Origin of the sequence: Streptococcus sp. 210928-DFI.4.42 (genome assembly GCF_020554365.1) — a bacterium.
Classification (GTDB): domain Bacteria; phylum Bacillota; class Bacilli; order Lactobacillales; family Streptococcaceae; genus Streptococcus; species Streptococcus parasanguinis_S.
The window spans coordinates 43959-66867 of sequence record NZ_JAJCHF010000013.1 but is presented as its reverse complement, the minus strand read 5'-3'; the positions used below and the strand labels follow the sequence as shown (position 1 = coordinate 66867).

General features: G+C 43.1%; 19 protein-coding genes. 15 read left to right on the top strand and 4 right to left on the bottom strand.

Translation table 11 applies throughout. From position 1 onward, the window contains the following. Positions 1-54: 54 nt before the first annotated feature. Positions 55-2130 (bottom strand): GH92 family glycosyl hydrolase, encoded by a 2076-nt coding sequence (locus LIZ08_RS06460; protein WP_227038514.1) that lies wholly within the window; start codon positions 2128-2130, stop codon positions 55-57. A 214-nt stretch (positions 2131-2344) separates the two neighbouring features. Between LIZ08_RS06460 and LIZ08_RS06455 the strand changes: the two genes are divergently transcribed. From LIZ08_RS06455 to LIZ08_RS06410, 10 genes are all read left to right on the top strand, one after another. Further along, positions 2345-3625: a glycoside hydrolase family 125 protein gene (locus LIZ08_RS06455; RefSeq protein WP_227038513.1), complete on the top strand. Its 1281-nt coding sequence runs from the start codon at positions 2345-2347 to the stop codon at positions 3623-3625. 241 nt (positions 3626-3866) lie between these two features. Beyond that, positions 3867-6512 (top strand): alpha-mannosidase, encoded by a 2646-nt coding sequence (locus tag LIZ08_RS06450; protein WP_227038512.1) that lies wholly within the window; start codon positions 3867-3869, stop codon positions 6510-6512. 90 nt (positions 6513-6602) lie between these two features. After that, positions 6603-7472, top strand: a complete 870-nt coding sequence (locus LIZ08_RS06445) for an ROK family protein (protein WP_195327233.1) — start codon at positions 6603-6605, stop codon at positions 7470-7472. Further along, entirely contained in the window at positions 7466-9346 is a 1881-nt protein-coding gene (locus LIZ08_RS06440; protein ID WP_227038511.1) for a beta-N-acetylhexosaminidase, read from the top strand. Before LIZ08_RS06445 ends, LIZ08_RS06440 begins: the two co-directional genes overlap by 7 nt. A 225-nt stretch (positions 9347-9571) precedes the next feature. Continuing rightward, positions 9572-10501, top strand: coding sequence for an ABC transporter permease (locus LIZ08_RS06435; RefSeq protein WP_049492090.1), 930 nt, complete (start codon positions 9572-9574; stop codon positions 10499-10501). A 13-nt stretch (positions 10502-10514) separates the two neighbouring features. Then, entirely contained in the window at positions 10515-11447 is a 933-nt protein-coding gene (locus tag LIZ08_RS06430; protein ID WP_003004100.1) for a carbohydrate ABC transporter permease, read from the top strand. Positions 11448-11526: 79 nt separating this feature from the next. Next, positions 11527-13008, top strand: a complete 1482-nt coding sequence (locus LIZ08_RS06425) for an ABC transporter substrate-binding protein (protein ID WP_003009706.1) — start codon at positions 11527-11529, stop codon at positions 13006-13008. A gap of 169 nt (positions 13009-13177) precedes the next feature. Continuing rightward, a complete protein-coding gene (locus tag LIZ08_RS06420) occupies positions 13178-13789 on the top strand; it encodes a YesL family protein (protein WP_045758983.1) in 612 nt (203 codons plus the stop codon). 2 nt (positions 13790-13791) lie between these two features. Continuing rightward, positions 13792-15438: a sensor histidine kinase gene (locus LIZ08_RS06415; RefSeq protein WP_227038510.1), complete on the top strand. Its 1647-nt coding sequence runs from the start codon at positions 13792-13794 to the stop codon at positions 15436-15438. 10 nt (positions 15439-15448) lie between these two features. Then, positions 15449-16753 (top strand): response regulator transcription factor, encoded by a 1305-nt coding sequence (locus LIZ08_RS06410; protein ID WP_227038509.1) that lies wholly within the window; start codon positions 15449-15451, stop codon positions 16751-16753. Positions 16754-17061: 308 nt separating this feature from the next. Here the strand turns inward: LIZ08_RS06410 and LIZ08_RS06405 are convergent, their stop codons facing one another. Continuing rightward, positions 17062-17916, bottom strand: a complete 855-nt coding sequence (locus tag LIZ08_RS06405) for a putative RNA methyltransferase (RefSeq protein WP_227038508.1) — start codon at positions 17914-17916, stop codon at positions 17062-17064. Between the two features lie 107 nt (positions 17917-18023). Continuing rightward, on the bottom strand, positions 18024-18341 hold the full coding sequence (locus LIZ08_RS06400) for a YciI family protein (RefSeq protein WP_150905134.1): 318 nt from the start codon (positions 18339-18341) through the stop codon (positions 18024-18026). 87 nt (positions 18342-18428) lie between these two features. Here LIZ08_RS06400 and LIZ08_RS06395 point away from each other — a divergent pair, with 87 nt between their 5' ends. The 5 genes from LIZ08_RS06395 (at position 18429) to LIZ08_RS06375 (ending at position 21476) form a co-directional block, all read left to right on the top strand. Beyond that, positions 18429-18746: a winged helix-turn-helix transcriptional regulator gene (locus tag LIZ08_RS06395; RefSeq protein ID WP_150905136.1), complete on the top strand. Its 318-nt coding sequence runs from the start codon at positions 18429-18431 to the stop codon at positions 18744-18746. 124 nt (positions 18747-18870) lie between these two features. Further along, positions 18871-19737: an ATP-binding cassette domain-containing protein gene (locus LIZ08_RS06390; protein WP_227038507.1), complete on the top strand. Its 867-nt coding sequence runs from the start codon at positions 18871-18873 to the stop codon at positions 19735-19737. After that, positions 19737-20579 (top strand): ABC transporter permease, encoded by an 843-nt coding sequence (locus tag LIZ08_RS06385; RefSeq protein WP_070589760.1) that lies wholly within the window; start codon positions 19737-19739, stop codon positions 20577-20579. The genes LIZ08_RS06390 and LIZ08_RS06385 overlap by 1 nt, the downstream gene beginning before the upstream one ends. A gap of 18 nt (positions 20580-20597) precedes the next feature. Next, the gene (locus LIZ08_RS06380; protein ID WP_070589762.1) at positions 20598-21053 is read left to right on the top strand and encodes a LytTR family DNA-binding domain-containing protein; all 456 of its coding nucleotides are present in this window, start codon (positions 20598-20600) and stop codon (positions 21051-21053) included. A 9-nt stretch (positions 21054-21062) separates the two neighbouring features. Continuing rightward, complete coding sequence (locus tag LIZ08_RS06375) at positions 21063-21476, top strand: DUF3021 domain-containing protein (RefSeq protein WP_049496835.1); 414 nt, start codon at positions 21063-21065, stop codon at positions 21474-21476. A 62-nt stretch (positions 21477-21538) separates the two neighbouring features. On the opposite strand, the gene tyrS is transcribed toward LIZ08_RS06375, so the two are convergent. Next, complete coding sequence (gene tyrS, locus LIZ08_RS06370; protein ID WP_227038506.1) at positions 21539-22795, bottom strand: tyrosine--tRNA ligase; 1257 nt, start codon at positions 22793-22795, stop codon at positions 21539-21541. Between the last annotated feature and the right edge of the window lie 114 nt (positions 22796-22909).

Below are 22909 nucleotides of genomic sequence, written 5' to 3'. Positions count from 1 at the left end.
GACGACGAAATCGAATTCTAACGAATTACCGATTTCTGTCCCACTCTCTTTTTCTTATGCATGTGGTGGGAGCCAAGAAAGCTCAAATTGGAGCAATTGGGCTTCAAGGAGATCTTGATGGGAAACCTCTTGTTTCTCTTTGCCATCTAATAGGGCTTTTTGGATGAAATAGGCGCCTGCAGTATGTGAGTTGGCGCAAATTTTGAGCTCTTGCTTGGGAAGATGGAGAAGGACTTCTTTAAAGAGAGGGAGGCCCAGATCATAGATTGGTTTTCCTGGACAGGTTGGATAGAGCCCAAGGGCTGACCAGAGGTACCAAGCAGATAGACTACCATTGTCCTCATCACCTGGATAGGCTTGGAAATCTTGATGGAAAGCTTGGGAACGGATCTGGTGGATCAGGAGATTGGTGTATTCGGGATGAAGGCTGTGACGGAAGAGGTAGGGAATGTGAAAGCTGGGTTGATTGGAGATGGCAATCTGCCCAAATGGGGCTTGGGCCATTTCACTCATTTCGTGGATTTCATAGCCATATCCTCTTACATCAAATTGAGGTCTTTGATTGGCCAGATCCAGCAGTCGTTGGGTGAAGGCTTTTTTACCGCCCATTAGCTCTATCAGGCCGGAGAGGTCGTGTAAGGCTCCAAAAGTAGCCTGGGTGGCAGAACATTCTGCATAATCTCCTCCCCAGCTGGTAGGAGAGAAGGGTTCTTTAAAGTTTCCATTGGTGGATCGCGCTCTCATAAAGCCTGTTTGGGCATCATACAATGTTCGGTAGGAGAAGCTAGAAGCAGCATACCGAGCGGCTGTTTTTGTATGCCCCAATTGCTTGGCAACGGTAGCAATGCAAAAATCACTATAGGCATAATCTAGGCTATGGCTTACACTTTCGTGAAAATCATCGGGTAGGTAGCCAAGGGTCTTGTAGCTTTCATTGCCATGGCGACCAAAATGTTGAGTAGGATCTGTTTTTTGGGCCGTTTGGAGCATAGCTGTCAGCATGTTTTCATGTAGGTCTGGTGCGATCCCTTTTGTGACAGCATCCGCAAAGATCCCATCGATGAGAGTACCTGGCATCATCCCTCGTTCATCTGGGGCCAACCATTTTGGTAGAAAACCAGTATCCTTGTAAGTATTTAAAAATCCTTCGAGAAAGTGACGGTAATAATCGGGGTAGAAAAGGCTAAAGAGCGGAAAAGATGTTCGGAAGAGGTCCCAAAATCCGACATTCGTATAAGCTTTTCCTGGTTTGATTTCATTATGGGTGACATCCAGGTGCCAGTCATTTCCCTCGGTATCTGTTTCATAAAAGGTTTGAGGGAAAAGGAGGAGTCGGTAAAGGCAATGATCGAAAAAGGCTTGGTCACGCCCTCCGGTATCTTTTACTTCAATTCGTTTTAGCAGCTGATTCCATTGATCGGCTGCTTCTTTTTTAGCTTCCTCTAGGGAAAGGTTGGGAAGATGGCTGTGAGCCATGTCTTGGGACAGATAAGAAGTTCCTAATTGGACGGTCACTTCATTGCTAGAAAAGGTGAGAAAAAGATCTTGATCGATGTGAGTGACGCTCTCAATCGGCTGGCTAAATTGCCACTGGAGATAGAAAGAGTAGGAAGTATCTGCGGTATGGGCCTGATCCAGAATATGGAAGTGGCAGGTTTGGTCTGTCAGGGTCAAGTCCTCTAGTTCATTTGCTGCATGAAAGCAGAGTGTTAGCTTTTCTGGTGCTCGAAAGCGCATGACAGCCCCGTAGCGGCTTGGAACCAGCTCACTGTGAATCTGATAACGTTCCGAAAAAATCCGAAGGTAGTGGGGCTGGAAAACGGCTTCTTTCATCGAATAACTGCTTTGACGACGGAAGAGGTCGGAACTTGCAATTTCTCCTGTGATGGGCGTGATGAGGCACCAAGCGTAGTCTCCTATCCAAGGACTAGGCTGGTGGGTGAGACGAAATCCCTGAAAAATAGGGAGATTGGGGTTGAAAAACCAAGCTCCTTGTTCGTGTGTCGTCTGGGGAAGGAAGTAGTTCATCCCAAAAGGGACTCCGGTATAAGGGAGGGTGTTCCCGTGCGAATAGTGGGGATGATTATCGCTTCCCCAGCGGGTATCGATGGTTTGGCAATGTGTGCGCATCTTGTCTCCTTTTTCTTCATCAACCTTAAATGATCTGTATTTTTTTTGAACACGCGGTGGTATTTTCTTCATTGTATCAAAGTGTTGTCAAATATGATAGCGTTTTTATCAAATGGAAAATTTAGTAGAAAAAGGGCTATAGTTTGCGTATGTATTTCCCTTTTGAAATCTTTTATACTGAATAGGAAAGAATCGATACGTGTGAGGAAAATAAATGACCTATTCAAAAGAAATTGTGCGAGAATGGTTGGATCAAGTGGCTGAGCGAGCTAAGGAGTACCCGGAGTGGGTGGATGTCTTTGAACGTTGCTATACAGACACTTTGGATAATACAGTTGAAATTTTAGAAGACGGTTCAACCTTTGTGTTAACAGGGGACATCCCAGCTATGTGGTTGCGTGACTCAACGGCTCAATTGAGACCCTATCTTCATGTGGCTAAACGAGATCCCCAATTGCGCCAGACCATTGCTGGTTTGGTCAAACGCCAGATGACCTTGATCCTCAAAGATCCCTATGCTAACTCTTTTAATATTGAGGAGAACTGGAAAGGCCACCACGAGACTGACCACACCGATTTGAATGGCTGGATTTGGGAGCGTAAGTATGAAGTGGATTCGCTTTGCTATCCCTTGCAATTGGCTTACCTCCTGTGGAAGGAAACTGGTGAGACTAGCCAATTTGATGAAACCTTTGTCACAGCGACCAAGGAAATCCTTCATCTCTGGATGGTGGAACAAGACCATAACAACTCCCCTTATCGCTTCGTTCGAGATACTGATCGTAAGGAAGACACGCTGGTGAATGACGGCTTTGGGCCAGATTTTGCCGTGACAGGGATGACCTGGTCAGCCTTTCGTCCAAGTGATGACTGCTGTCAGTATAGCTATTTGATTCCATCCAATATGTTTGCAGTGGTTGTTTTGGGTTATGTCCAAGAAATCTTTGCAACATTGAATCTAGCTGATAGTGAAAGCATCATTGCAGATGCCAAACGCCTGCAGGCGGAGATTCAAGAAGGGATCGAAAACTACGCCTACACCACTAACAGCAAGGGCGAGAAAATTTATGCCTTTGAGGTAGATGGTTTGGAAAATGCTAGTATTATGGACGATCCTAACGTGCCAAGCTTGTTGGCGGCTCCCTATCTGGGCTACTGCGCGATTGACGATGAAGTCTACCAAGCCACTCGTCGGACGATTTTGAGCCCTGAAAATCCTTACTTCTATGAAGGGAAGTACGCAAGTGGACTCGGAAGTTCTCATACCTTTTATCGCTATATCTGGCCGATTGCCCTTTCTATTCAAGGATTGACAACAAATGATAAAGCTGAGAAAAAACATTTGCTGGAGCAGTTGGTTGCCTGCGATGGAGGCACGGGTGTCATGCACGAAAGTTTCCATGTAGATGATCCAACCAAATACTCGCGTGAATGGTTCTCTTGGGCCAACATGATGTTCTGCGAATTAGTCTTGGATTACTTGGATATTCGCTAATACTCTTCGAAAATCAAATTCAAACCACGTCAGCTTCGCCTTGCCGTATATATGTTACTGACTTCGTCAGTTCTATCTACAACCTCAAAGCAGTGCTTTGAGCAACCTGCGGCTAGCTTCCTAGTTTGCTCTTTGATTTTCATTGAGTATAAGGAGCACGCTTTAGCTTCACTGATTCTTGTTAGAATCACAAGTTTATATTTAAAACATTAAAAATTTAAGTTAGAATGAGGTTTTACTCATGGAAAATGTTGTTGTACATATTATCTCTCACAGCCACTGGGATCGTGAGTGGTATCTACCTTTTGAAAGTCACCGCATGCAATTGGTGGAACTCTTTGACAATCTCTTTGATCTTTTTGAAAATGACCCTGAATTCAAAAGTTTCCACTTAGATGGACAAACCATCGTCCTCGATGACTATTTAGAAATTCGCCCTGAAAATCGCGACAAGGTGCAGCGCTATATCGACGAGGGCAAGCTCAAGATTGGTCCCTTCTACATCTTGCAGGATGATTACTTGATCTCCAGCGAAGCCAATGTCCGCAATACCTTGATTGGCCAAGCTGAATGCGCTAAATGGGGCAAATCCACTCAGATTGGTTACTTCCCAGATACCTTTGGAAATATGGGGCAAGCACCTCAAATTCTTCAAAAATCAGGGATTCACGTAGCAGCCTTTGGGCGTGGGGTCAAACCAATCGGATTTGACAACCAGGTCCTCGAAGATGAGCAATTCACCTCTCAATTTTCTGAAATGTACTGGCAAGGGGCGGATGGTAGCCGTGTGCTGGGTATTCTCTTTGCCAACTGGTACAGTAATGGGAACGAAATTCCAGTGGATAAAGACGAAGCTTTGGCTTTCTGGAAACAAAAATTGGCAGATGTTCGCGACTATGCCTCAACCAACCAATGGTTAATGATGAACGGCTGCGACCACCAACCGGTTCAACGAAACTTGAGTGAAGCTATTCGCGTGGCCAACGAACTGTTCCCTGACGTGACCTTTATTCATAGCTCCTTTGATGAATATGTGCAAGCAGTGGAAAGTGCACTTCCCGAACAATTATCTACGGTTACGGGAGAATTGACCAGTCAGGAAACCGATGGTTGGTACACACTGGCAAACACGTCTTCCTCTCGGATTTATCTCAAGCAAGCCTTCCAAGAAAACAGCAATTTGCTAGAGCAAGTGGTGGAACCTTTGACCATCATTACTGGTGGGCACAACCACAAGGATCAATTGACCTATGCCTGGAAGACACTCTTACAAAATGCGCCACACGATAGTATTTGTGGATGTAGTGTGGATGATGTTCACCGTGAGATGGAAGTTCGTTTTGCCAAGGTCAATCAAGTCGGAAACTTTGTCAAGACCAACCTTCTGAACGAATGGAAGGGTAAACTAGCGACTCAAAAAGCCCAGAGTGAACACCTCTTTACGGTCGTCAATACTGGCTTGCATAATAAGGTGGACACTGTCAGCACGATTGTCGATGTAGCAGTTTGTCCATTTAAGGAATTGCATCCGACAGAAGGCTTCAAGAAAATGGCCGCTTTGAGCTTGCCAGACTACCACGTAGAAGATTTAGAGGGGCATCTTGTAGAAGCAGAGATTGAGGACTTGGGAGCAAGCTTTGGCTATACCCTGCCTAAGGATAAATTCCGTCAACCTTATATTGCACGTCAAGTGCGCGTGACGGTTCCAGTTCACCTAGCGCCTCTTTCTTGGACCACCTTCCAGCTCTTAGAAGGCAAAGCACCTCATCATGATGGTCTGTTCCAAAATGGGGTGATCGATACGCCATTTGTAACCCTTAGTATCGATGATGGCTTGACCCTCTATGATAAAACGACCAATGAGGCTTATGAGGATTTCCTTCGCTTTGAAGATCGTGGGGATATCGGAAATGAATATATCTACTTCCAACCAAAAGGAACCGAACCGATCTATGCGGAGTTAACAGCTTATGAGGTCTTGGAAAACAATGCTCGCTATGCCAAAATCTTGCTCAAGCATGACTTGACGATCCCGGTTAGCGCGGATGAACAATTGGATGCGGAGCAAAGAGGCATTATCGAGTTTATGAACCGCAAGGCAAGTCGCTCAGAAGAGCTGACAACGATCCCTCTTGAAACGGAGATGACCATCTTTGTAGATGATCCACAAATTCGCTTCAAGACGCGCTTTACCAATACTGCCAAGGATCACCGCATCCGTCTTCTGGTCAAGACTCACAATACACGTCCAAGCAACGATTCTGAAAGTATCTATGAGGTTGTGACACGGCCAAATAAACCGGCTGCTTCTTGGGAAAATCCTGAAAATCCTCAACACCAGCAAGCTTTCGTCAGCTTGTATGATGACGTCAAAGGGGTAACAGTGGTCAATAAAGGATTGCATGAATACGAAATCCTTGGAGACGATACGATAGCTGTAACCCTTCTCCGTGCTTCCGGTGAACTTGGTGACTGGGGCTATTTCCCAACACCAGAAGCACAATGTTTGCGGGACTTTGAGGTTGAATATGCAGTAGAATGCCATCAAGCTCAGGGGCGCTTCTCCGCTTATCGCCGAGCGAAAGCTTTGCAGACACCGATGACTAGCCTTCAAGTTGAAAAACAAGAAGGAAGTGTAGCAGCGTCTGGTAGCTTACTCAAGCATACAGCCTTGACACATCCTCAGGTTTGTCCAACAGCCTTTAAGGTAGCGGAAAATGAAGAAGGTTACATCCTTCGCTATTACAACATGAGCCAAGAAAATGTGCGCGTGTCAGAAGGACAACAAACGGTTGTCGATCTTCTGGAACAACCGTATTCGGTCCATACAGGTTTATTGGCACCGCAAGAAATCCGGACAGAATGGATTAAAAAAGAAGAAGTATAGCTGGTTGCAGCTGAAGAAACAATAAAAGGAAAGGAGGAGCGAAAAAGTAAGAACCAACTGCTGACTCGCTCCTTTGTACAGGTAAAAGCAATGACCATTGCAACGATTGATATCGGAGGGACTGGGATTAAGTTTGCTAGTCTCACTCCGGATGGAAAGATTTTAGATAAGGCCAGCACACCAACTCCAGAAACTCTAGAAGATTTGTCGGCTTGGTTGGACCAACGCTTATCAGAACGTGACTACCGTGGGATTGCCATGAGTGTGCCAGGGGCTGTTAACCAAGAAACAGGGGTAATTGAGGGGATCAGTGCCATTCCATACATCCATGGTTTCTCATGGTATGAGGCGCTTGCTCATCATAAGCTTCCTGTCCACCTAGAAAATGATGCCAACTGTGTTGGACTCAGTGAACTGCTAGCTCATCCTGAGATTGAAAATGCAGCCTGTGTCGTGATTGGTACAGGAATCGGTGGAGCCATGATTATCAATGGGAAGCTACACCGTGGTCGTCATGGTTTGGGCGGTGAGTTTGGCTACATGACCACTATCGAGCCTGCAGAAAAGCTCAACAACTGGTCACAACTAGCATCAACAGGAAACATGGTTCGCTATGTGATTGAAAAATCTGGTCAGTCTGACTGGGATGGACGTAAGGTGTACCAAGAGGCGGCAGCAGGCAATGCCCTTTGCCAAGAAGCCATTGAGCGGATGAATCGTAATCTTGCTCAAGGGCTCCTCAATATTCAGTACCTCATCGACCCAGATGTCATTAGCCTAGGTGGCTCTATCAGTCAGAACCCAGATTTTATCAAAGGGGTGCAAAAAGCGGTAGACGTCTTTGTGGAAAGATATGAAGAGTATACAATTGCGCCAGTGATCCAAGCCTGCACCTATCAGGCAGATGCCAATCTCTACGGTGCCCTTGTCAACTGGTTACAGGAGGAAAACCAATGGTAAGTTTTACCGGAATCAACAGTAAACAAGCGCAAGCTTTAGAGTTGCTCCAAAATCACATTTCTCTACCAGATGTAGAAGTGGCAGTCGCTCAGTCTGACCATGCTTCCATCTCTATCAAGGGGGAGAATGGGCAGTATCAATTGACCTACCGTAAACCTCATCAACTCTACCGTGCCTTATCTGTGCTCGCAACAGCTTTAGCAGAAGGGGACAAGGTAGAGATTGAAGAGCAAGCGGCTTATGAAGATTTAGCCTACATGGCCGACTGTTCGCGAAATGCAGTTCTAAATGTTGCATCAGCCAAGCAGATGATTGAAGTTTTGGCTCTGATGGGTTATTCAACCTTTGAGCTCTACATGGAAGATACCTATCAGATTGAAGGGCAACCTTATTTTGGTTATTTCCGCGGGGCTTATTCAGCTGAAGAGTTACAGGAAATCGAAGCCTATGCCCAGCAGTTTGATATGACCTTTGTACCATGTATTCAGACCTTGGCCCACTTATCAGCCTTTGTCAAATGGGGTGTTAAAGAAGTCCAGCAACTTCGTGATGTAGAGGACATTCTCCTCATCGGCGAAGAAAAAGTTTACGACCTAATCGACGGCATGTTTGCTACTTTGTCTAAACTACAAACACGCAAGGTCAATATCGGCATGGACGAAGCTCACTTGGTTGGTTTGGGACGCTATCTTATCTTAAACGGTGTTGTGGACCGCAGCCTCCTCATGTGTCAACACTTGGAGCGCGTGCTGGATATTGCCGATAAGTATGGTTTCCACTGCCAGATGTGGAGCGATATGTTCTTCAAACTCATGTCAGCAGATGGCCAGTACGACCGTGATGTCGAAATTCCAGAAGAAACTCGTGTTTATCTTGACCGTCTCAAAGACCGTGTGACCTTGGTTTACTGGGATTATTATCAGGATAGCGAAGAAAAATACAACCGTAACTTCGGTAATCACCACAAGATTAGCCAGGATATTGCCTTTGCAGGTGGTGCTTGGAAGTGGATTGGTTTCACACCCCACAATCATTTCAGCCGTCTCATTGCTGTCGAAGCTAACAAAGCCTGCCGTGCCAACCAGATCAAGGAAGTCATTGTGACGGGCTGGGGGGACAATGGTGGGGAAACAGCCCAGTTCTCTATTCTGCCAAGCTTGCAAATCTGGGCAGAACTTAGCTATCGTAATGATTTAGAGCGTCTATCTGCTCATTTCAAGACCAATACAGGTTTATCTGTTGAGGACTTTATGCAGCTGGATCTTGCCAACCTCTTGCCTGATCTACCAGACAATCTCAGTGGTATCAATCCTAACCGCTATGTCTTTTATCAGGATGTTCTTTGCCCAATCCTTGACAAGCACATGACTCCTGAACAGGACAAACCTCACTTTGCCCAAGCAGCTGGGACACTTGCTGCTATTAAAGAAAAAGCAGGCATCTACGCTTATCTCTTTGAAACCCAGGCACAGTTGAATGCCATTTTAAGTAGTAAAGTGGATGTAGGCCGACGCATTCGGGAAGCTTATCAAGCAGGTGATAAAGAGAGTTTGCAACAAATTGCTAGGGAAGAATTACCAAAATTAAGAAGCCAGATTGAAACCTTCCACAAGCTCTTTAGCCAGCAATGGTTGAAAGAAAACAAGGTCTTTGGCTTGGATACCGTAGACATTCGTATGGGTGGACTCTTGCAACGGATCAAGCGAGCTGAAAGTCGGATTGAAAACTACCTAGCAGGCGAAATCTCTCGTATCGATGAACTAGAAGTAGAGATCTTGCCATTCAACGATTTCTACGGGGATCAGGACTTCGCAGCAACGACAGCCAACCAGTGGCATACTATTGCGACGGCTTCGACCATTTATACAACATAAAAAATGCCAAGTTGGATGACAGAAGTCTCATCCACGGTTGATAGGAGTAGAAGAGGAGTTGTCTTTACGATCACCCTTTTCCACTCCTTTTTTAAAGCTATGTCATAAATTTGTAGAATTTTTTCTATAATTAGGAGTTTGAAAATAGAAAATGCCTATCTTATAATAAGTATTGTAAACGCTACCAAAGCAAAAACACGCTCAAGGCTCAAAGGGGGGAGTTAAATGAAAAAGTTTGTAAGGACTCTGAGAGAAAATTTCATTTTTCTTTTAATGGTCTTACCTGGTGCAGCGTGGTTAATCTTATTCTTCTATATTCCGGTTTTTGGGAATATCGTAGCATTTAAGGACTATCATATTACAGGAGAAGGCTTCATCGACAGTGTCATGAAGAGTAAATGGGTTGGTTTTGACAACTTCAAGTTCCTCTTTAGTTCCAAAGATGCCTACATTATTACAAGAAATACGGTCTTGTACAACTTAGGATTTATCTTCTTAGGATTGATTGTTTCCGTTGGGATCGCCATCATCTTTAGTGAGTTGAGATCAAAAAGAGTGGTCAAGGTGCTTCAAACCTCCATGCTCTTCCCATACTTCCTATCATGGGTTATCATCAGCTTCTTCACCGATGCCTTCCTGAACGTGGACAAAGGATTGGTCAATCACATCTTAACTTCACTTGGCATGAAGGCCATCAATTTCTATTCAGAATTGTGGATCTGGCCAGCGCTTCTCCTCTTCTTAGGAATTTGGAAAGGCTTTGGTTATAGTAGTGTCATGTACTATGCAACCATCATGGGAATTGACCCAACTTACTATGAAGCAGCGACCGTGGATGGTGCGTCTAAGTGGCAACGCATTCGCAACATCACCATTCCTCAGTTGTCTTCCTTGATTACAGTCTTGACCATTCTTGCAGTCGGAAATATCTTCCGCGCAGACTTCGGTCTCTTCTACCAAATCCCGCATAATGCTGGAGCGCTCTATAGCGTAACCAACGTTATTGATGTTTATGTCTACAACGGTTTGACCAAGTCAGGGGATATCGGGATGACAGCAGCAGCCGGTCTTTACCAATCGGTAGTCGGTTTGGTTCTTGTTTTGATCTCAAATATCATTGCCCGTCGCATTGATAAGAATGCCGCTCTCTTCTAGAAAGGAGGATCGTATGAAAAAATCAACCATTCAAAAAGAAAAAATTGATAATGTCGGGATCCATTCTTTCAGTAAGAAGAGCAACTTCTTCTTTACCTTGTTGTTGACCTTGGTCGGCTTGACCTGTGTGCTTCCCTTCATCTTCGTTGTCATGATCTCTTTGACAGACGAACAAAGTTTGGCAGTCCATGGCTTCCAATTCTGGCCAGCAAAATTTGGATTTGATGGTTACCTCTTCTTGGTACAATTCAAAGACAAAATCTTGCAAGCCCTCTTCATTACCTTGTTTGTGACCATTGTGGGAACAGCATGTAATGTCTTTATCACCACAACCTATGCTTATGCAATCTCACGGAGTACCTTTAAATACCGCAAGTTCTTTACCGTATTTTCACTCCTTAGTATGCTCTTTAGTGCAGGGTTGGTTCCAAGCTACATTGTGACCACTCAACTCTTGCAGTTAGGTGATACCATCGGGGCTTTGATTATCCCAATGTTGCTCAGTCCATTTAACATCATCTTGATGCGGACCTTCTTTAAACGGACCATTCCAGAAGCTATCCTTGAATCCGCTCGGATCGATGGGGCAAGTGAAACACGGATCTTCTTCCAAATCTGCTTGCCATTGTCTCTACCAGGGATTGCGACTATCAGTTTGTTCACTGCTTTAGGATTCTGGAACGACTGGTTCAACGCCCTCCTCTATATTAAGAGTGACAACCTTTACCCATTGCAATACCTCTTGATGCAAATCCAAAACAATATGGATTACATCGCTAAAAACGTCGGGGTATCCGGCCAATTGGCAGGAGCTGTACAATCCATCCCACGGGAAACAGGACGTATGGCCATGGTGGTTGTGGCAACAGTGCCAATCGCCATTCTCTATCCATTCTTCCAACGCTACTTTGTAAAAGGCTTGACCATCGGTGGTGTGAAAGAATAACATCGTTCATTGAAAATCAGCAGGATTTTCAACTCATAACTTAGTCTAAAAAGAAAATAACATAAAGGAGATTTTTCTTATGAAAAATTGGAAAAAATACGCGTTAGCATCTGCTAGTGTCATCGCTCTTGGAGCTACTCTTGCTGCTTGTGGAAACCTTACAGGGAACAACAAGAAGTCAGCAACAACTGAAGACGGTAAACCAATCATCAAGATGTACCAAATCGGTGATAAACCAGATAACTTGGATGTTCTTCTTAAAAATGCCAACAAGATCATTGAAAAGAAAGTTGGCGCAAAATTGGATATCCAATATCTTGGTTGGGGTGACTACGCACAAAAAATGAACGTTATCATCTCATCTGGTGAAAACTATGATATTGCCTTTGCTAATAACTACGTTATCAACGCTCAAAAAGGTGCTTATGCTGACTTGACAGAATTGTACAAGAAAGAAGGAAAAGACCTTTACAAAGCACTTGACCCAGCTTACATCAAAGGGAACACTGTAAATGGCAAGATCTATGCTGTTCCAGTAGCAGCTAACGTGGCATCTTCTCAAAACTTTGCCTTCAACGGACCACTTCTTGAAAAATATGGTATCGACGTTTCAAACGTGAAAGACTATGCTTCTCTTGAACCAGTCTTGAAAGCTATCAAAGAAAAAGATCCAAACGTTGTTCCATTTGCAATGAACAAGAGCTACGGTGGACCTTCAGATGACTTCGACTATGTGGCTGTTGATGGACTTCCATTCGTTGTTGACTTGAAAGGTGACACCACTAAGATCGTTGACCGTTACACAATTCCTCGTTATGTAGAAAACTTGAAGACTCTTCACAAATACTACGAAGCAGGATACATTCCAAAAGACGTAGCAACGAGCGACACTGGTTATGATCTTTCTCAAGATACATGGTTGGTTCGTGAAGAAACAGTAGGACCAGCTGACTACGGTAACAGCTTGCTTTCTCGTGTAGCAAACCGTAAGATCGAAATCAAACCATTTACTGAACTGTACAAGAAGAACAATACTACTCAAGTAGCTAACTTTGTTATCTCAAACAACTCTAAGAACAAAGAAAAAGCAATGGAAGTGTTGAACCTCTTGAACACTGATCCAGAACTCTTGAACGGCCTTGTTTATGGACCAGAAGGCAAGAACTGGGAAAAAGTTCCCGGCAAAGAAAACCGTGTCAAAGTCTTGGATGGCTACAACGGAAACACTCACATGTCTGGATGGAACACTGGTAACAACTGGATTCTTTACATCAACGAAAACGTAACTGATGAACAAATTGCACAATCTAAGAAAGATTTGGAAACTGCAAAAGAATCTCCAGCACTTGGCTTCATCTTTAACACAGATAAAGTGAAATCAGAAATCACTGCTCTTACAAATACTTTGAACCAATTTGCAGGTGCTATCAATACTGGTACTGTGGATCCTGAAGTAGAAGTTCCTAAGATGCTTGAAAAATTGAAATCAGAAGGTGCTTACCAAAAAGTGCTTGACGAAATGCAAAAACAATACGACGAATTCCTTGCTTCTAAAAAATAAGAACAGGTAGTTCGAAAAAGGCTTTGGAGGAATCTCCAGAGCCTTTTCATGTCTTTATGAAAATAGAACTGTAAATGAAAATCAATATTTCAATTTACCAATGCAAATAAGGGAAAGCGTTTTATTTTTATGGTATAATAGAATCACTAATTGGAAAAGAGGCTGAATGATGGGAAAAATCATCGAGTTCATTTTTACGAGAGTCTATGTTGCTATGCTGGTAACAGGGATTTTTTGGGTCTTGACGATCTGTGGGGGTGTTCTACTAGGAGTAGGACCGGCTAGTGCCACTATCATGAGCCTCTATGCGGAAAATGGCATGACCTACAAGGACTATCATTGGTCACGCGCTTGGGAACTCTTCAAAGAAAATCTACGCCCGGCTAATCAAGTCTTTTATACCTTCTTTGCCATTGAAGGGGTTCTCCTCTATGGCATGTACCTCATGGTTCAGATTCCTCACTTGAATTTCTTCCAAATTTTGGTTCTCTTGTTTAATCTGGTTTTCCTCTTGGTTGCGCCTCTAGCTTACGCCGTTTATTTGAAATTGCAAGTTCATTTTGATCTCTCTTATGCCAACAGTATCAAGCTCAGTTTGATCGGAATGTTGCTGGACATTCGTCCGGTTCTCAAGCTCATCCTTGGAACCGCGCTACTTGGGGTCATTAGCTACTATATGCCAGCCCTTCTCTTTTTCGTCTTGATCGGTGTATGGCATTTCTTTGTCAATGATATCTTTGACCCTGTCTATCAAAACATCCACGAAAAATTGGTATCCTAACGATGAAAAAAATCTGGTTAAGTACGCTTTTAAAATTCTACGCCTATGTCATGGTAGTCATTTTGACCATTATGGGTCTGGTTGTCGCGGGAATCTCTTGGAAAAACCAGCAAGCTGAAGCCGACGGGATCGCCCAACGGGTCTTAACCGAAGTGGTGACGGATCTTGAGACCTCTTATCAGCGGGTCACACAAGAAGGACGTAGCCTCGTTGAAAACCCTGCAAAATTAGAAGGGGTTTATCGCTATTTTACCTTGTCACCATCGGAGTATGAGACTTGGCGATTGAATGCCCAATTCCCTTCCTATATCCAATTGTCCCTACATAAGAATATTGACAGCCTCTATTTGAGTAATAAAAACATCGAGGGCATCGATGTCACCTTGTCTGATTACAAGACGGTATTTGTCTCTACTCGGCAATCGAAGGGGGGCAAGCAAGTCTCGGCGGACCATTACAAGGCTCCTGCGACAGCCATTCCGGTTCCTTTGACAGATCCGACTACGGGTGCTGGAGTTGGGATCGCTTATATGACGCTGGACCAGGAAATTTTGACGGCAGCGATTGATAATGCCAGAGGCGATCTTCCGGTCGCTGTGCGGATCTTCACTCCCTTTGGGAAAGAGATGTACCATGAAGGGGATAAGGGGCAATCAAAGGATGTTAAATGGCAAACCCGCAGCACGATCTATGGCTACAAGGTGGATGTAGCTGTTTCTGAAAGTTATCTGGTCAAGAAGGGTCTAGCTAACCTGGCCACTTTTCTCTCCATTGCTTTCCTAATTTTCTTGATCCTTTACTTGTTACTAGGTCAGATTTTCAAAAATTACCGTCGCCAAGTCCTTGATTTGGTCGATACCATGGAGCAGATCAGTCAAGGCGATAGCGAACGACGGATTGATACGTCCACGAAGGACCAAGAACTCTTGGTTATCGGGGATATGATCAATACCATGTTAGACAATATGGATAAGAACATTCGGGATATCTACCAGCTACAGCTCAGCCAAAAAGATGCCAATATGCGGGCGCTACAAGCCCAGATCAATCCCCACTTCATGTACAATACACTGGAATTTATCCGGATGTACGCCGTCATGCAAGAGCAAGAAGAGTTGGGTGATATTATTTATGAGTTTAGTAGTCTCTTGCGCAATAATATCTCAGATGAGCGAGTGACGACAGTTGACAATGAGCTCGAATTTTGCCGCAAATACAGCTACCTCTGTATGGTGCGTTATCCAAAATCGATTGCCTATGGCTTTAAGATCGATCCAGGCTTGGAAAAGATGAAGATTCCAAAATTCACCATCCAGCCTTTGGTTGAGAACTATTTTGCCCATGGGGTGGACCACAAACGCAAGGACAATGTGATTAGTGTCAAAGTCTTGCAAGGAGAAGGGCAAGTCGTGATCCTGGTTAGTGATAATGGGCGCGGGATGAAAGAAGAACAGCTAGAAAGCATTCAAGAAATGCTAGCCAATCGCAATCCACGCTCAGAAATCGAAGAAAAGAGTGGTCGGCAGTCCATCGGAATTGTCAATGTCCATGAACGCATGCTGCTCTATTTTGGAGATCGCTACCATATCCAAGTCTTCTCCCAACCTCACCATGGAGTGACCTATACGATAACCATTCAAGATGAATAAAGGAGACAGAATGTACAAAGTCTTATTAGTAGACGATGAGTATATGATTACAGAAGGGTTAAAAAAATTAATCCCCTTTGACCACTGGAATATGGAAGTGGTCGCAACAGCAGAAGACGCAGACCAGGCCCTTGATTATGTGCGAGAACATCCGGTGGATGTGGTGATCACGGATGTCAATATGCCTGGAAAGACCGGACTTCAGATGATTGCAGAGATGAAGGATTTGATGCCAGATGCTGCTTTTATCATTATGTCAGGCTATCAGGATTTTGAATATGTCAAGACAGCCCTCAATTTGCGCGTGGCAGACTACCTGCTCAAACCTGTCAATAAGGTGGAGATGGGCAATATCCTAGAAAAAATTCAGCACCAAATCCAGCAACCAAGCCAAGAGTTGGCCAACCGCTTGATTCACGATGATATTTCTGAGGAAGAGTTTTGTCGGTATATCGCAGGACGAAAGTCATTGTGGATTGGGGTTGCTAAGGAGAAAAAAGGCTTTATCAGCTCGTCTTACCAAGTTCTCGGGCAAAATCTTCAACTCTTTATCTCAGATCAAGAAGAAGAAGCCATGATTGAGAAGGCCTTTGAGCCACCTTATAAGGAGCACTTTCATCAATTTAAGGACCTAGTGGAGCGGAGCCTCTTTTATGGGGCGACCCCTCTCAATCAAGATGAAGAAGTCTTCCATTACTACGAGCCGGCCTATCGGGTGATCATGCAAGGAAATATCCAACAGATCTTAGAAGAACTGGACTGGTTAGAAAAAATGATCCTTGAGAAGACCCCTAAGGTCTCACTGACCAAGCAGCTCTTTATCCAATTTTTGATGGATGTCTTTCATTTGTTTGAATACCTGCAAGGTGATAATTTAGCTGATGTAGTCAAGAAAGTCCAAGAAACTGCCACTTTTAGCGAGATGATTGGCTTCATCCAGGAAGAGTTGTCCCGTTTCTTATCCCACTATCGGATGAATGAAAATGTAGCGAGTGTCCTCCAAGTGATTAGCCGTGATTACCAAAAAGAGCTGTCGCTCAAGGATATCAGTCAGGCTCTCTTTATCAATCCAGTCTATTTAGGCCAATTGATTAAACGAGAAACCAATGCAACGTTCGCAGAACTCCTCAACAAACAGCGGATTAAGGCTGCCCAGCAGCTCCTCTTATCGACCAATGACAGTATTGAAGATATCTGCTATAAAGTCGGTTACAGCAATGTTGGCTATTTCTATAAGGTTTTCCGTAAACTCTGTGGAAAATCGCCTAAAACCTATCGCTTACAAGTCATGACAGAGCAGGCAGAAGATGAGTAAAAGGCTGAGACGATTTGTCTCAGCCTTTTGATTGAAGATAAAGTCTTCTTAGAAACTTTCCTTAGGTGAGTACGGACGTCAGCGAACTTCTACGAAGTTCCATGACTAATTATTGAACCTAAGGTTTCAATAATTCCGAGTACCTGAAACAAATGTGTTTCAGGTACTTTCCTCACGGCGGAAAGTTTCAGTAGATGATTGAATAGTTCTAACGAATGAATTTTTTTAAGATTTTATTAGATTTGTAAAGATGTCTCCTCCTAGAATCTAATAATTCTGCGTCGAATACCCTATTTTGACTTTATCCGCTACGTCTTTTGTATCTTGATTTTCCCAACTAGCAGCTCAGCTTCAATGGTGATTTCTGTGAGTTGGGTCCAATCGATTTTTTCTTGGTCTACGTGAAATAGAAGAGGGGTCATGGCGAGGAGCGCTTGGCGTTCTTCAGGAGTTAAACTCTTGGTGAGGCTGACCGTTTCGGATGAGAGGATTTGGCAGTGGTCTTCAAAGTGCTCCAAAATTTCCTGGTTGGAGTAAGATTGCTTGGTCAATTGATCTTGGGCCAACTGACGAATTTCTTTTAGATGAGAAGAGGTTGGGACGACCTTAATGATCACCCCTTCTGTCTTTAAGACACGTTCAAATTCAGCGTAATTAGCCGGGGAGAAGATGTCCAAAATGACCTCCATACTCTTAGATTGAATGGGTAAATGAGCCAAATCTCCTACAAACCAATTGACCTTCCAGCTAGCATCACTCTTGGCAGCTAGTTGTACGGATTCCTTTGAAAGATCAAATGCATAGAAAGTAGCCTTGGGATAGGCTTCTTGTAGCTTTCGGGAGTAATAACCTTCTCCGCAACCGATATCTAGAATTCTGGCATCACTGGTCGGAATTTTTTGTCCGATCGCTGTTAGAATCGGCTCATAAAACCCTGCTTCTAAGATCAGCTGGCGATTCTGAAAATTTTCTTTGTCATAGTCCTTTGATTGCTTGATCTGGGGAGCCAGGTTGACATAGCCAAATTTCGCCAAATCAAAAGAATGGCCCTTGGGACATTTAAAACTGGTCCCCACAAGTTCTAGGTCCAATTGACAGATGGGACAGGCAAAGGCAGTGGCTGTTTGAAATCGTTGTAATTTTGGTTTGATCGGTGTATTCATATTAGTAGTGTAACAAAAGAGCCTCTAGATAGCAACCGATGCTGTAATGGGACTAAGTCACACTTTTTTAACGGTTCTACGCGGTATTGAATGGACCTTGAGTCTCTTTATTTAATTTCCTCATTTTCGTCCAATGGATCGCTGAGGAGGGTTTTCAATTCTAGACAATACTTACTTGCTTCAAATTCAATGATCTCATATTGAGCAATCTCATTTTGATAGAATGGATCGTGTGCAATGATTTCTTGGACAGCATCTTTATTTTTTGCTCTCATGAGAATGATACCGCCAGTTCTTGGATTTTTTCTTCCAGATGCGATAAAAAGACCTTTTGTATAATACTGATTTAAAAAATCTATGTGTTTTTCTAAGTGTTTTTCAACTTCATCAAGGGGCTTGATATAGGTAAGGTTTACAATAAACATAAGTGACTCCTTTAAAATAAATGATAAATAGATTATAATACTTTACAAACTACCTGAATAGTAGGCACATTTTTGTAAGGAGAAAAAATGTTAACAAATAAAAATTGGAACTGTAGTATGTCTCGAGTCTTAGATGTGGTTGGTGGGAAATGGAGGATGAATATATTATGGGTTATAAACAAGCATAAGAGAGTTCGTTTCAATCAATTGAGAAGAGAAGTTGAAGGGATAACAACTATCAGTTTGACACGTGGCTTAGACGTTTTAATAGAGAACCAATTGGTTGAGAAATATGATTTTGAAACGATGCCACTCCATACAGAATATGAGCTGACAGAAAAAGGCAAATCACTGATGCCGATTTTAAAGGACTTGAATCAATGGGGAAAAGAATGGTTGCAATGAATTTTTCCCTCATTTTAATCTCTTCTATCTCGCCACTCATCTCTTCATTTTAACCACTTATCCCCAAAAGCCGTTTTTTAAACGGCTTTTTTGCTAGACTGGTTCTATCAAAAGGAGAGAGAACATGATATTACAAGCTAAAAACATCAGTAAACGATATGGAAATCATTTAGCCGTAAACAATATTCATTTACAGTTTGAAAAGGGAACCTTTAATGCGATTCTAGGACCAAATGGGGCGGGGAAATCAACAACGATTTCCATGTTGATTGGTTTGAAACAACCAACGCAAGGTGAAATCATCTATGAACCAGGTACGAAAATTGGTGTGGTCTTCCAGACTAGTGTCTTAGATGAGATGCTAACGGTTAGGGAAAATCTGACCATTCGTGCGAAACAGTATAAAGGCTTAAAACCTGATCGTGTGTCTGATCTTATTGATCGGCTAGGCCTATCAGCTTTCCAAAAGCAGAAATACGGGACGCTTTCAGGTGGTCAAAAGCGTCGGGTTGACATTGCGCGTGCTCTACTACACAGTCCAGACCTTTTGTTCTTAGATGAGCCAACGACAGGTTTGGATATCCAAACTCGGAAGTCTATCTGGGATTTGCTCTATCAATTGCAGAGAGAAGAGGGAATGACTGTTGTATTGACCACGCATTATCTTGACGAAGCAGATGAAGCTGATCAAATTTATATTGTGGACCATGGGGAAGTGATTGCTCAAGGATCGGCGCTAGATATTAAGAGTCAATATGCAAAAAACATCTTGAAGATTCGTTTCAAGGAGATGCAGCAGATAGAAAGTCTCAAATCTTTGGGAATGTCAGTAGAGCAACAAAGTCAATTGGAGTATATTTTTCAACCCAAGAGTGAAAGGGAAGCCATTGATTACCTGGCGCAAGTTAGAGATAGAATAGCCCATTTTGAGTTTCGTCCAGGGACCATGGATGATGCCTTTATTGCACTTACAGGAAGGGAGGTCCGCTAATGCTAGCCTTACTAAAGCGAAATTTTTTATTGTACTTCAGAAATCGTTCAGGAGTTTTCTTCTCCCTGTTGGGAGCCTTGATTTCCTTTGTTCTTTATATTATTTTTCTTCAAAAAAATCTAACAGATGCTTGGGCTCAGCTCCCCAATAGAGGTCCTGTGTTAAATAATTGGTTAATGAGTGGGACGCTGGCTGTGACAGGGATTACGACAAGTCTGGCTGCCCTGACTCAGTCGGTAAAGGACCGTGAACATCAAGTAGATCAGGATCTTTATTTATCGGATCAAGGGAAGTGGCGGTTACCATCTTCATATTTAGCAAGTGCAATCATCATCTCTTTTTTCATGCAAGTCCTTATGTATGTGCTGATGTGTGGCTATTTTAGAGAAGTTCCAGCACTGTCTTTATTACCTGAAGTGCTCCTCATCATGCTGCTTAGTAGCCTGCTTTCTAGTTTAGTGAATGCCATTTTTGTTTATTTTTTCCATTCCGTAGACAGTCTTGGGAAGTTTTCGACCATAGTGGGTACAGCTTCTGGTTTTTTGGTAGGGACTTATGTACCTTTAGGTGTTCTACCTGATTTTGCACAACTACTAATGAAATGTACTCCAGCAACTTATATTGCTGCACTTTATCGACAAGTACTCATGAAAGAAGCAGTGAGCGAAGCCTTTAAGGGGCGAGATGATCTTCTTCGAGAATTTCAAGAAAAAATGGGCGTTCAGCTCAAATGGCAAGCCTTATTGACAAAGGAACAAACATACCTTATAGTATTAGGTGGTATTCTTCTAGCTTTGGGGATTTGGGTTTCCTTAGCAAAAAGATCGAATAAAAGAAAGTAAGTGAGAATTGGAGTAGGAATGAAGATTCGTTTTGAGGAAAAACAGGATATCCCAGAAAACAACCCCCGTGTAGTCATTCAAGCCAAGCAATTATCCGATCAAGCACGAGAGGTGATGGACTATCTCGAACAGTTTTCGACAGTGAATCAAGTAGTGATTCCTATCAAAACAGATGATCATTTGATCATGGTGAAAATTGATGACATTATTTTAGCCGAGATTGATAAGAATCAGCTAACCATTTATACGACAGACAAAACGTTTACCGTCAGAGATACTTTGACAAATTTTCAACATCGGATTAATCGTCGTAATTTTTTACAGATATCCCGCCACGCGGTGATGAATATCGACCATTTGGAATCGCTATCGGATAGTTTTTCAGGCAATATGATGGCTAAACTGACACGCGGAGTAAAATCAAGTGTCAGTCGGAAATATGTCAAATCCTTGATGGATTATTTAGGGGTATAGGAGAAAGTGATGAAACGAGTTATAGCTTATTTTGTATCTGGTATGAGGACAGGATCCTTCTTTTATTTGTGTTTGGTGTTATTATCACATGTCTATCCCAACATCGTCTATCCCGCTGTAAATGTCCGCAACATCTTGGCGATCTTTTTGATGAGTGGAACAATGGGAGTTTTGACGTTCATTCTTGAGGAAGAAGAGTTTTTGACCTATAGTTTGCGTGTGGTCCTGCATTTAGTTGTGACAGCTACCATCTTAGCATTGACCTACTTATTTTTTGGCTGGGGGGCAGCCTTACGGAGTCCGATTCCTTGGTTGATCTTTCTAGCCATTTACGGTCTGATCTGGCTGTACCAGATTTGGCAACTCCATAAAAAAACTCAACGAATCAACCAAGCTTTGTTGCATCGCAGAAAAGGGAAATAGTCCCAGAAAAAAGTGTATAAGAAAACCACGAAGTTCATACCAAACTTCGTGGTTTTACTTTCTTAATATGTCAAAACAAAGTATTTTTTCTTACCGCGACGGATAACGGTCAATTCATTTTCTAATTTATCGCTATCGTTCAAGACATAGTCAAGGTCTTGGATGCGTTCGCCGTTGACGTAGATAGCTCCGTTTTGAACATCTTCGCGGGCTTGGCGTTTAGAATTGACCACACCAGCTGTGACCAAGAGTTCAACAATGTTGAGGTTGTCTTCTGCTTGGACCTGGTAGTTTGGCACACCACGAAGGCCTTGTTTGAGTTCTTTAACAGAAAGGTTTTTGATGTTTCCTGCAAAGAGTTGTTTGGTGATGTTGAGGGCTTCCTTGTAGGCTTCTTCGCCGTGGACAAGGGTAACCACTTCACGCGCTAAGATCTTTTGAGCCAAGCGTTCATGAGGAGCAGCCCCAAACTGTTTGCGGATCTCTTCGATTTCGTCCAGTGACAAGAAAGTGAAGATCTTCAAGAAGCGCACAGCATCCGCATCCATCACATTCATCCAGAATTGGTACATTTCGTATGGAGATGTTTTGTCTGCATTGAGCCAGACCGCATTACCTTCTGATTTACCGAATTTCTTACCAGTTGCATCTGTGATCAAAGGCACAGTCATAACATGACCAGTTTTATCTGCTTTACGACGCATCAACTCAGTACCAGCTGTCATGTTTCCCCATTGGTCAGATCCACCGATTTGAAGGGTTACATTGTGTTCTTGGTTGAGGACGTAGAAGTCATAGCCTTGCATAATTTGGTAGGCAAACTCTGTGTAAGAAATCCCTGTTTCAATCCGTTTTTTAACAGATTCTTTACTCATCATAGCATTGACTGTAAAGTATTTTCCGACATCACGAAGGAAGTCAATAAAGCTAATGCTTCCGAACCAATCGTAGTTGTTGACCATTTCGGCTTTATTGTCCCCATTTTCAAAATCGAGGAAACGAGACAATTGCCCTTGAATGGAGCGAACCCATTCTTGTACAGTTTCTTTTGTTTGGAGACTACGTTCAGCATCTTTGAAGGACGGATCACCAATGAGACCAGTCGCACCGCCAACGAGCGCATAAGGTTTGTGGCCTGCTAGTTGAAGACGACGGCTCGTCAAGATGGCAACCAAGTGACCAAGGTGAAGGCTGTCAGCAGTTGGATCATAACCAGTATAATAAGAAACCTGACCTTCTTCCAGTGCTTTGCGTAAGGCTTCTTCATCCGTCGTTTGAAATACCAAACCACGCTCTTTTAGCTCATCAAAAATGTGCATGTGTCTTTTCTCCTTTATAAGTTTATTCATTTCTCTATTCTACCATAAACCACGGAAATGGCAATGCTTTCCATCATTTTCTTGTCCTTACCCAGGCAGAATGAGTGACGATTT

What these genes read in the sequence shown, in the direction of transcription:
- LIZ08_RS06400 (WP_150905134.1), bottom strand. Translation starts at nt 18,341, where the DNA reads ATGTTTATTGTAAACCTTACCTATATCAAGCCCCTTGATGAAGTTGAA.
- LIZ08_RS06440 (WP_227038511.1), top strand. Translation starts at nt 7,466, where the DNA reads ATGGTAAGTTTTACCGGAATCAACAGTAAACAAGCGCAAGCTTTAGAG.
- LIZ08_RS06385 (WP_070589760.1), top strand. Translation starts at nt 19,737, where the DNA reads ATGCTAGCCTTACTAAAGCGAAATTTTTTATTGTACTTCAGAAATCGT.
- LIZ08_RS06420 (WP_045758983.1), top strand. Translation starts at nt 13,178, where the DNA reads ATGGGAAAAATCATCGAGTTCATTTTTACGAGAGTCTATGTTGCTATG.
- LIZ08_RS06395 (WP_150905136.1), top strand. Translation starts at nt 18,429, where the DNA reads ATGTTAACAAATAAAAATTGGAACTGTAGTATGTCTCGAGTCTTAGAT.
- LIZ08_RS06390 (WP_227038507.1), top strand. Translation starts at nt 18,871, where the DNA reads ATGATATTACAAGCTAAAAACATCAGTAAACGATATGGAAATCATTTA.
- LIZ08_RS06435 (WP_049492090.1), top strand. Translation starts at nt 9,572, where the DNA reads ATGAAAAAGTTTGTAAGGACTCTGAGAGAAAATTTCATTTTTCTTTTA.
- LIZ08_RS06450 (WP_227038512.1), top strand. Translation starts at nt 3,867, where the DNA reads ATGGAAAATGTTGTTGTACATATTATCTCTCACAGCCACTGGGATCGT.
- LIZ08_RS06415 (WP_227038510.1), top strand. Translation starts at nt 13,792, where the DNA reads ATGAAAAAAATCTGGTTAAGTACGCTTTTAAAATTCTACGCCTATGTC.
- LIZ08_RS06410 (WP_227038509.1), top strand. Translation starts at nt 15,449, where the DNA reads ATGTACAAAGTCTTATTAGTAGACGATGAGTATATGATTACAGAAGGG.
- tyrS (WP_227038506.1), bottom strand. Translation starts at nt 22,795, where the DNA reads ATGCACATTTTTGATGAGCTAAAAGAGCGTGGTTTGGTATTTCAAACG.
- LIZ08_RS06455 (WP_227038513.1), top strand. Translation starts at nt 2,345, where the DNA reads ATGACCTATTCAAAAGAAATTGTGCGAGAATGGTTGGATCAAGTGGCT.
- LIZ08_RS06380 (WP_070589762.1), top strand. Translation starts at nt 20,598, where the DNA reads ATGAAGATTCGTTTTGAGGAAAAACAGGATATCCCAGAAAACAACCCC.
- LIZ08_RS06430 (WP_003004100.1), top strand. Translation starts at nt 10,515, where the DNA reads ATGAAAAAATCAACCATTCAAAAAGAAAAAATTGATAATGTCGGGATC.
- LIZ08_RS06405 (WP_227038508.1), bottom strand. Translation starts at nt 17,916, where the DNA reads ATGAATACACCGATCAAACCAAAATTACAACGATTTCAAACAGCCACT.
- LIZ08_RS06460 (WP_227038514.1), bottom strand. Translation starts at nt 2,130, where the DNA reads ATGCGCACACATTGCCAAACCATCGATACCCGCTGGGGAAGCGATAAT.
- LIZ08_RS06425 (WP_003009706.1), top strand. Translation starts at nt 11,527, where the DNA reads ATGAAAAATTGGAAAAAATACGCGTTAGCATCTGCTAGTGTCATCGCT.
- LIZ08_RS06445 (WP_195327233.1), top strand. Translation starts at nt 6,603, where the DNA reads ATGACCATTGCAACGATTGATATCGGAGGGACTGGGATTAAGTTTGCT.
- LIZ08_RS06375 (WP_049496835.1), top strand. Translation starts at nt 21,063, where the DNA reads ATGAAACGAGTTATAGCTTATTTTGTATCTGGTATGAGGACAGGATCC.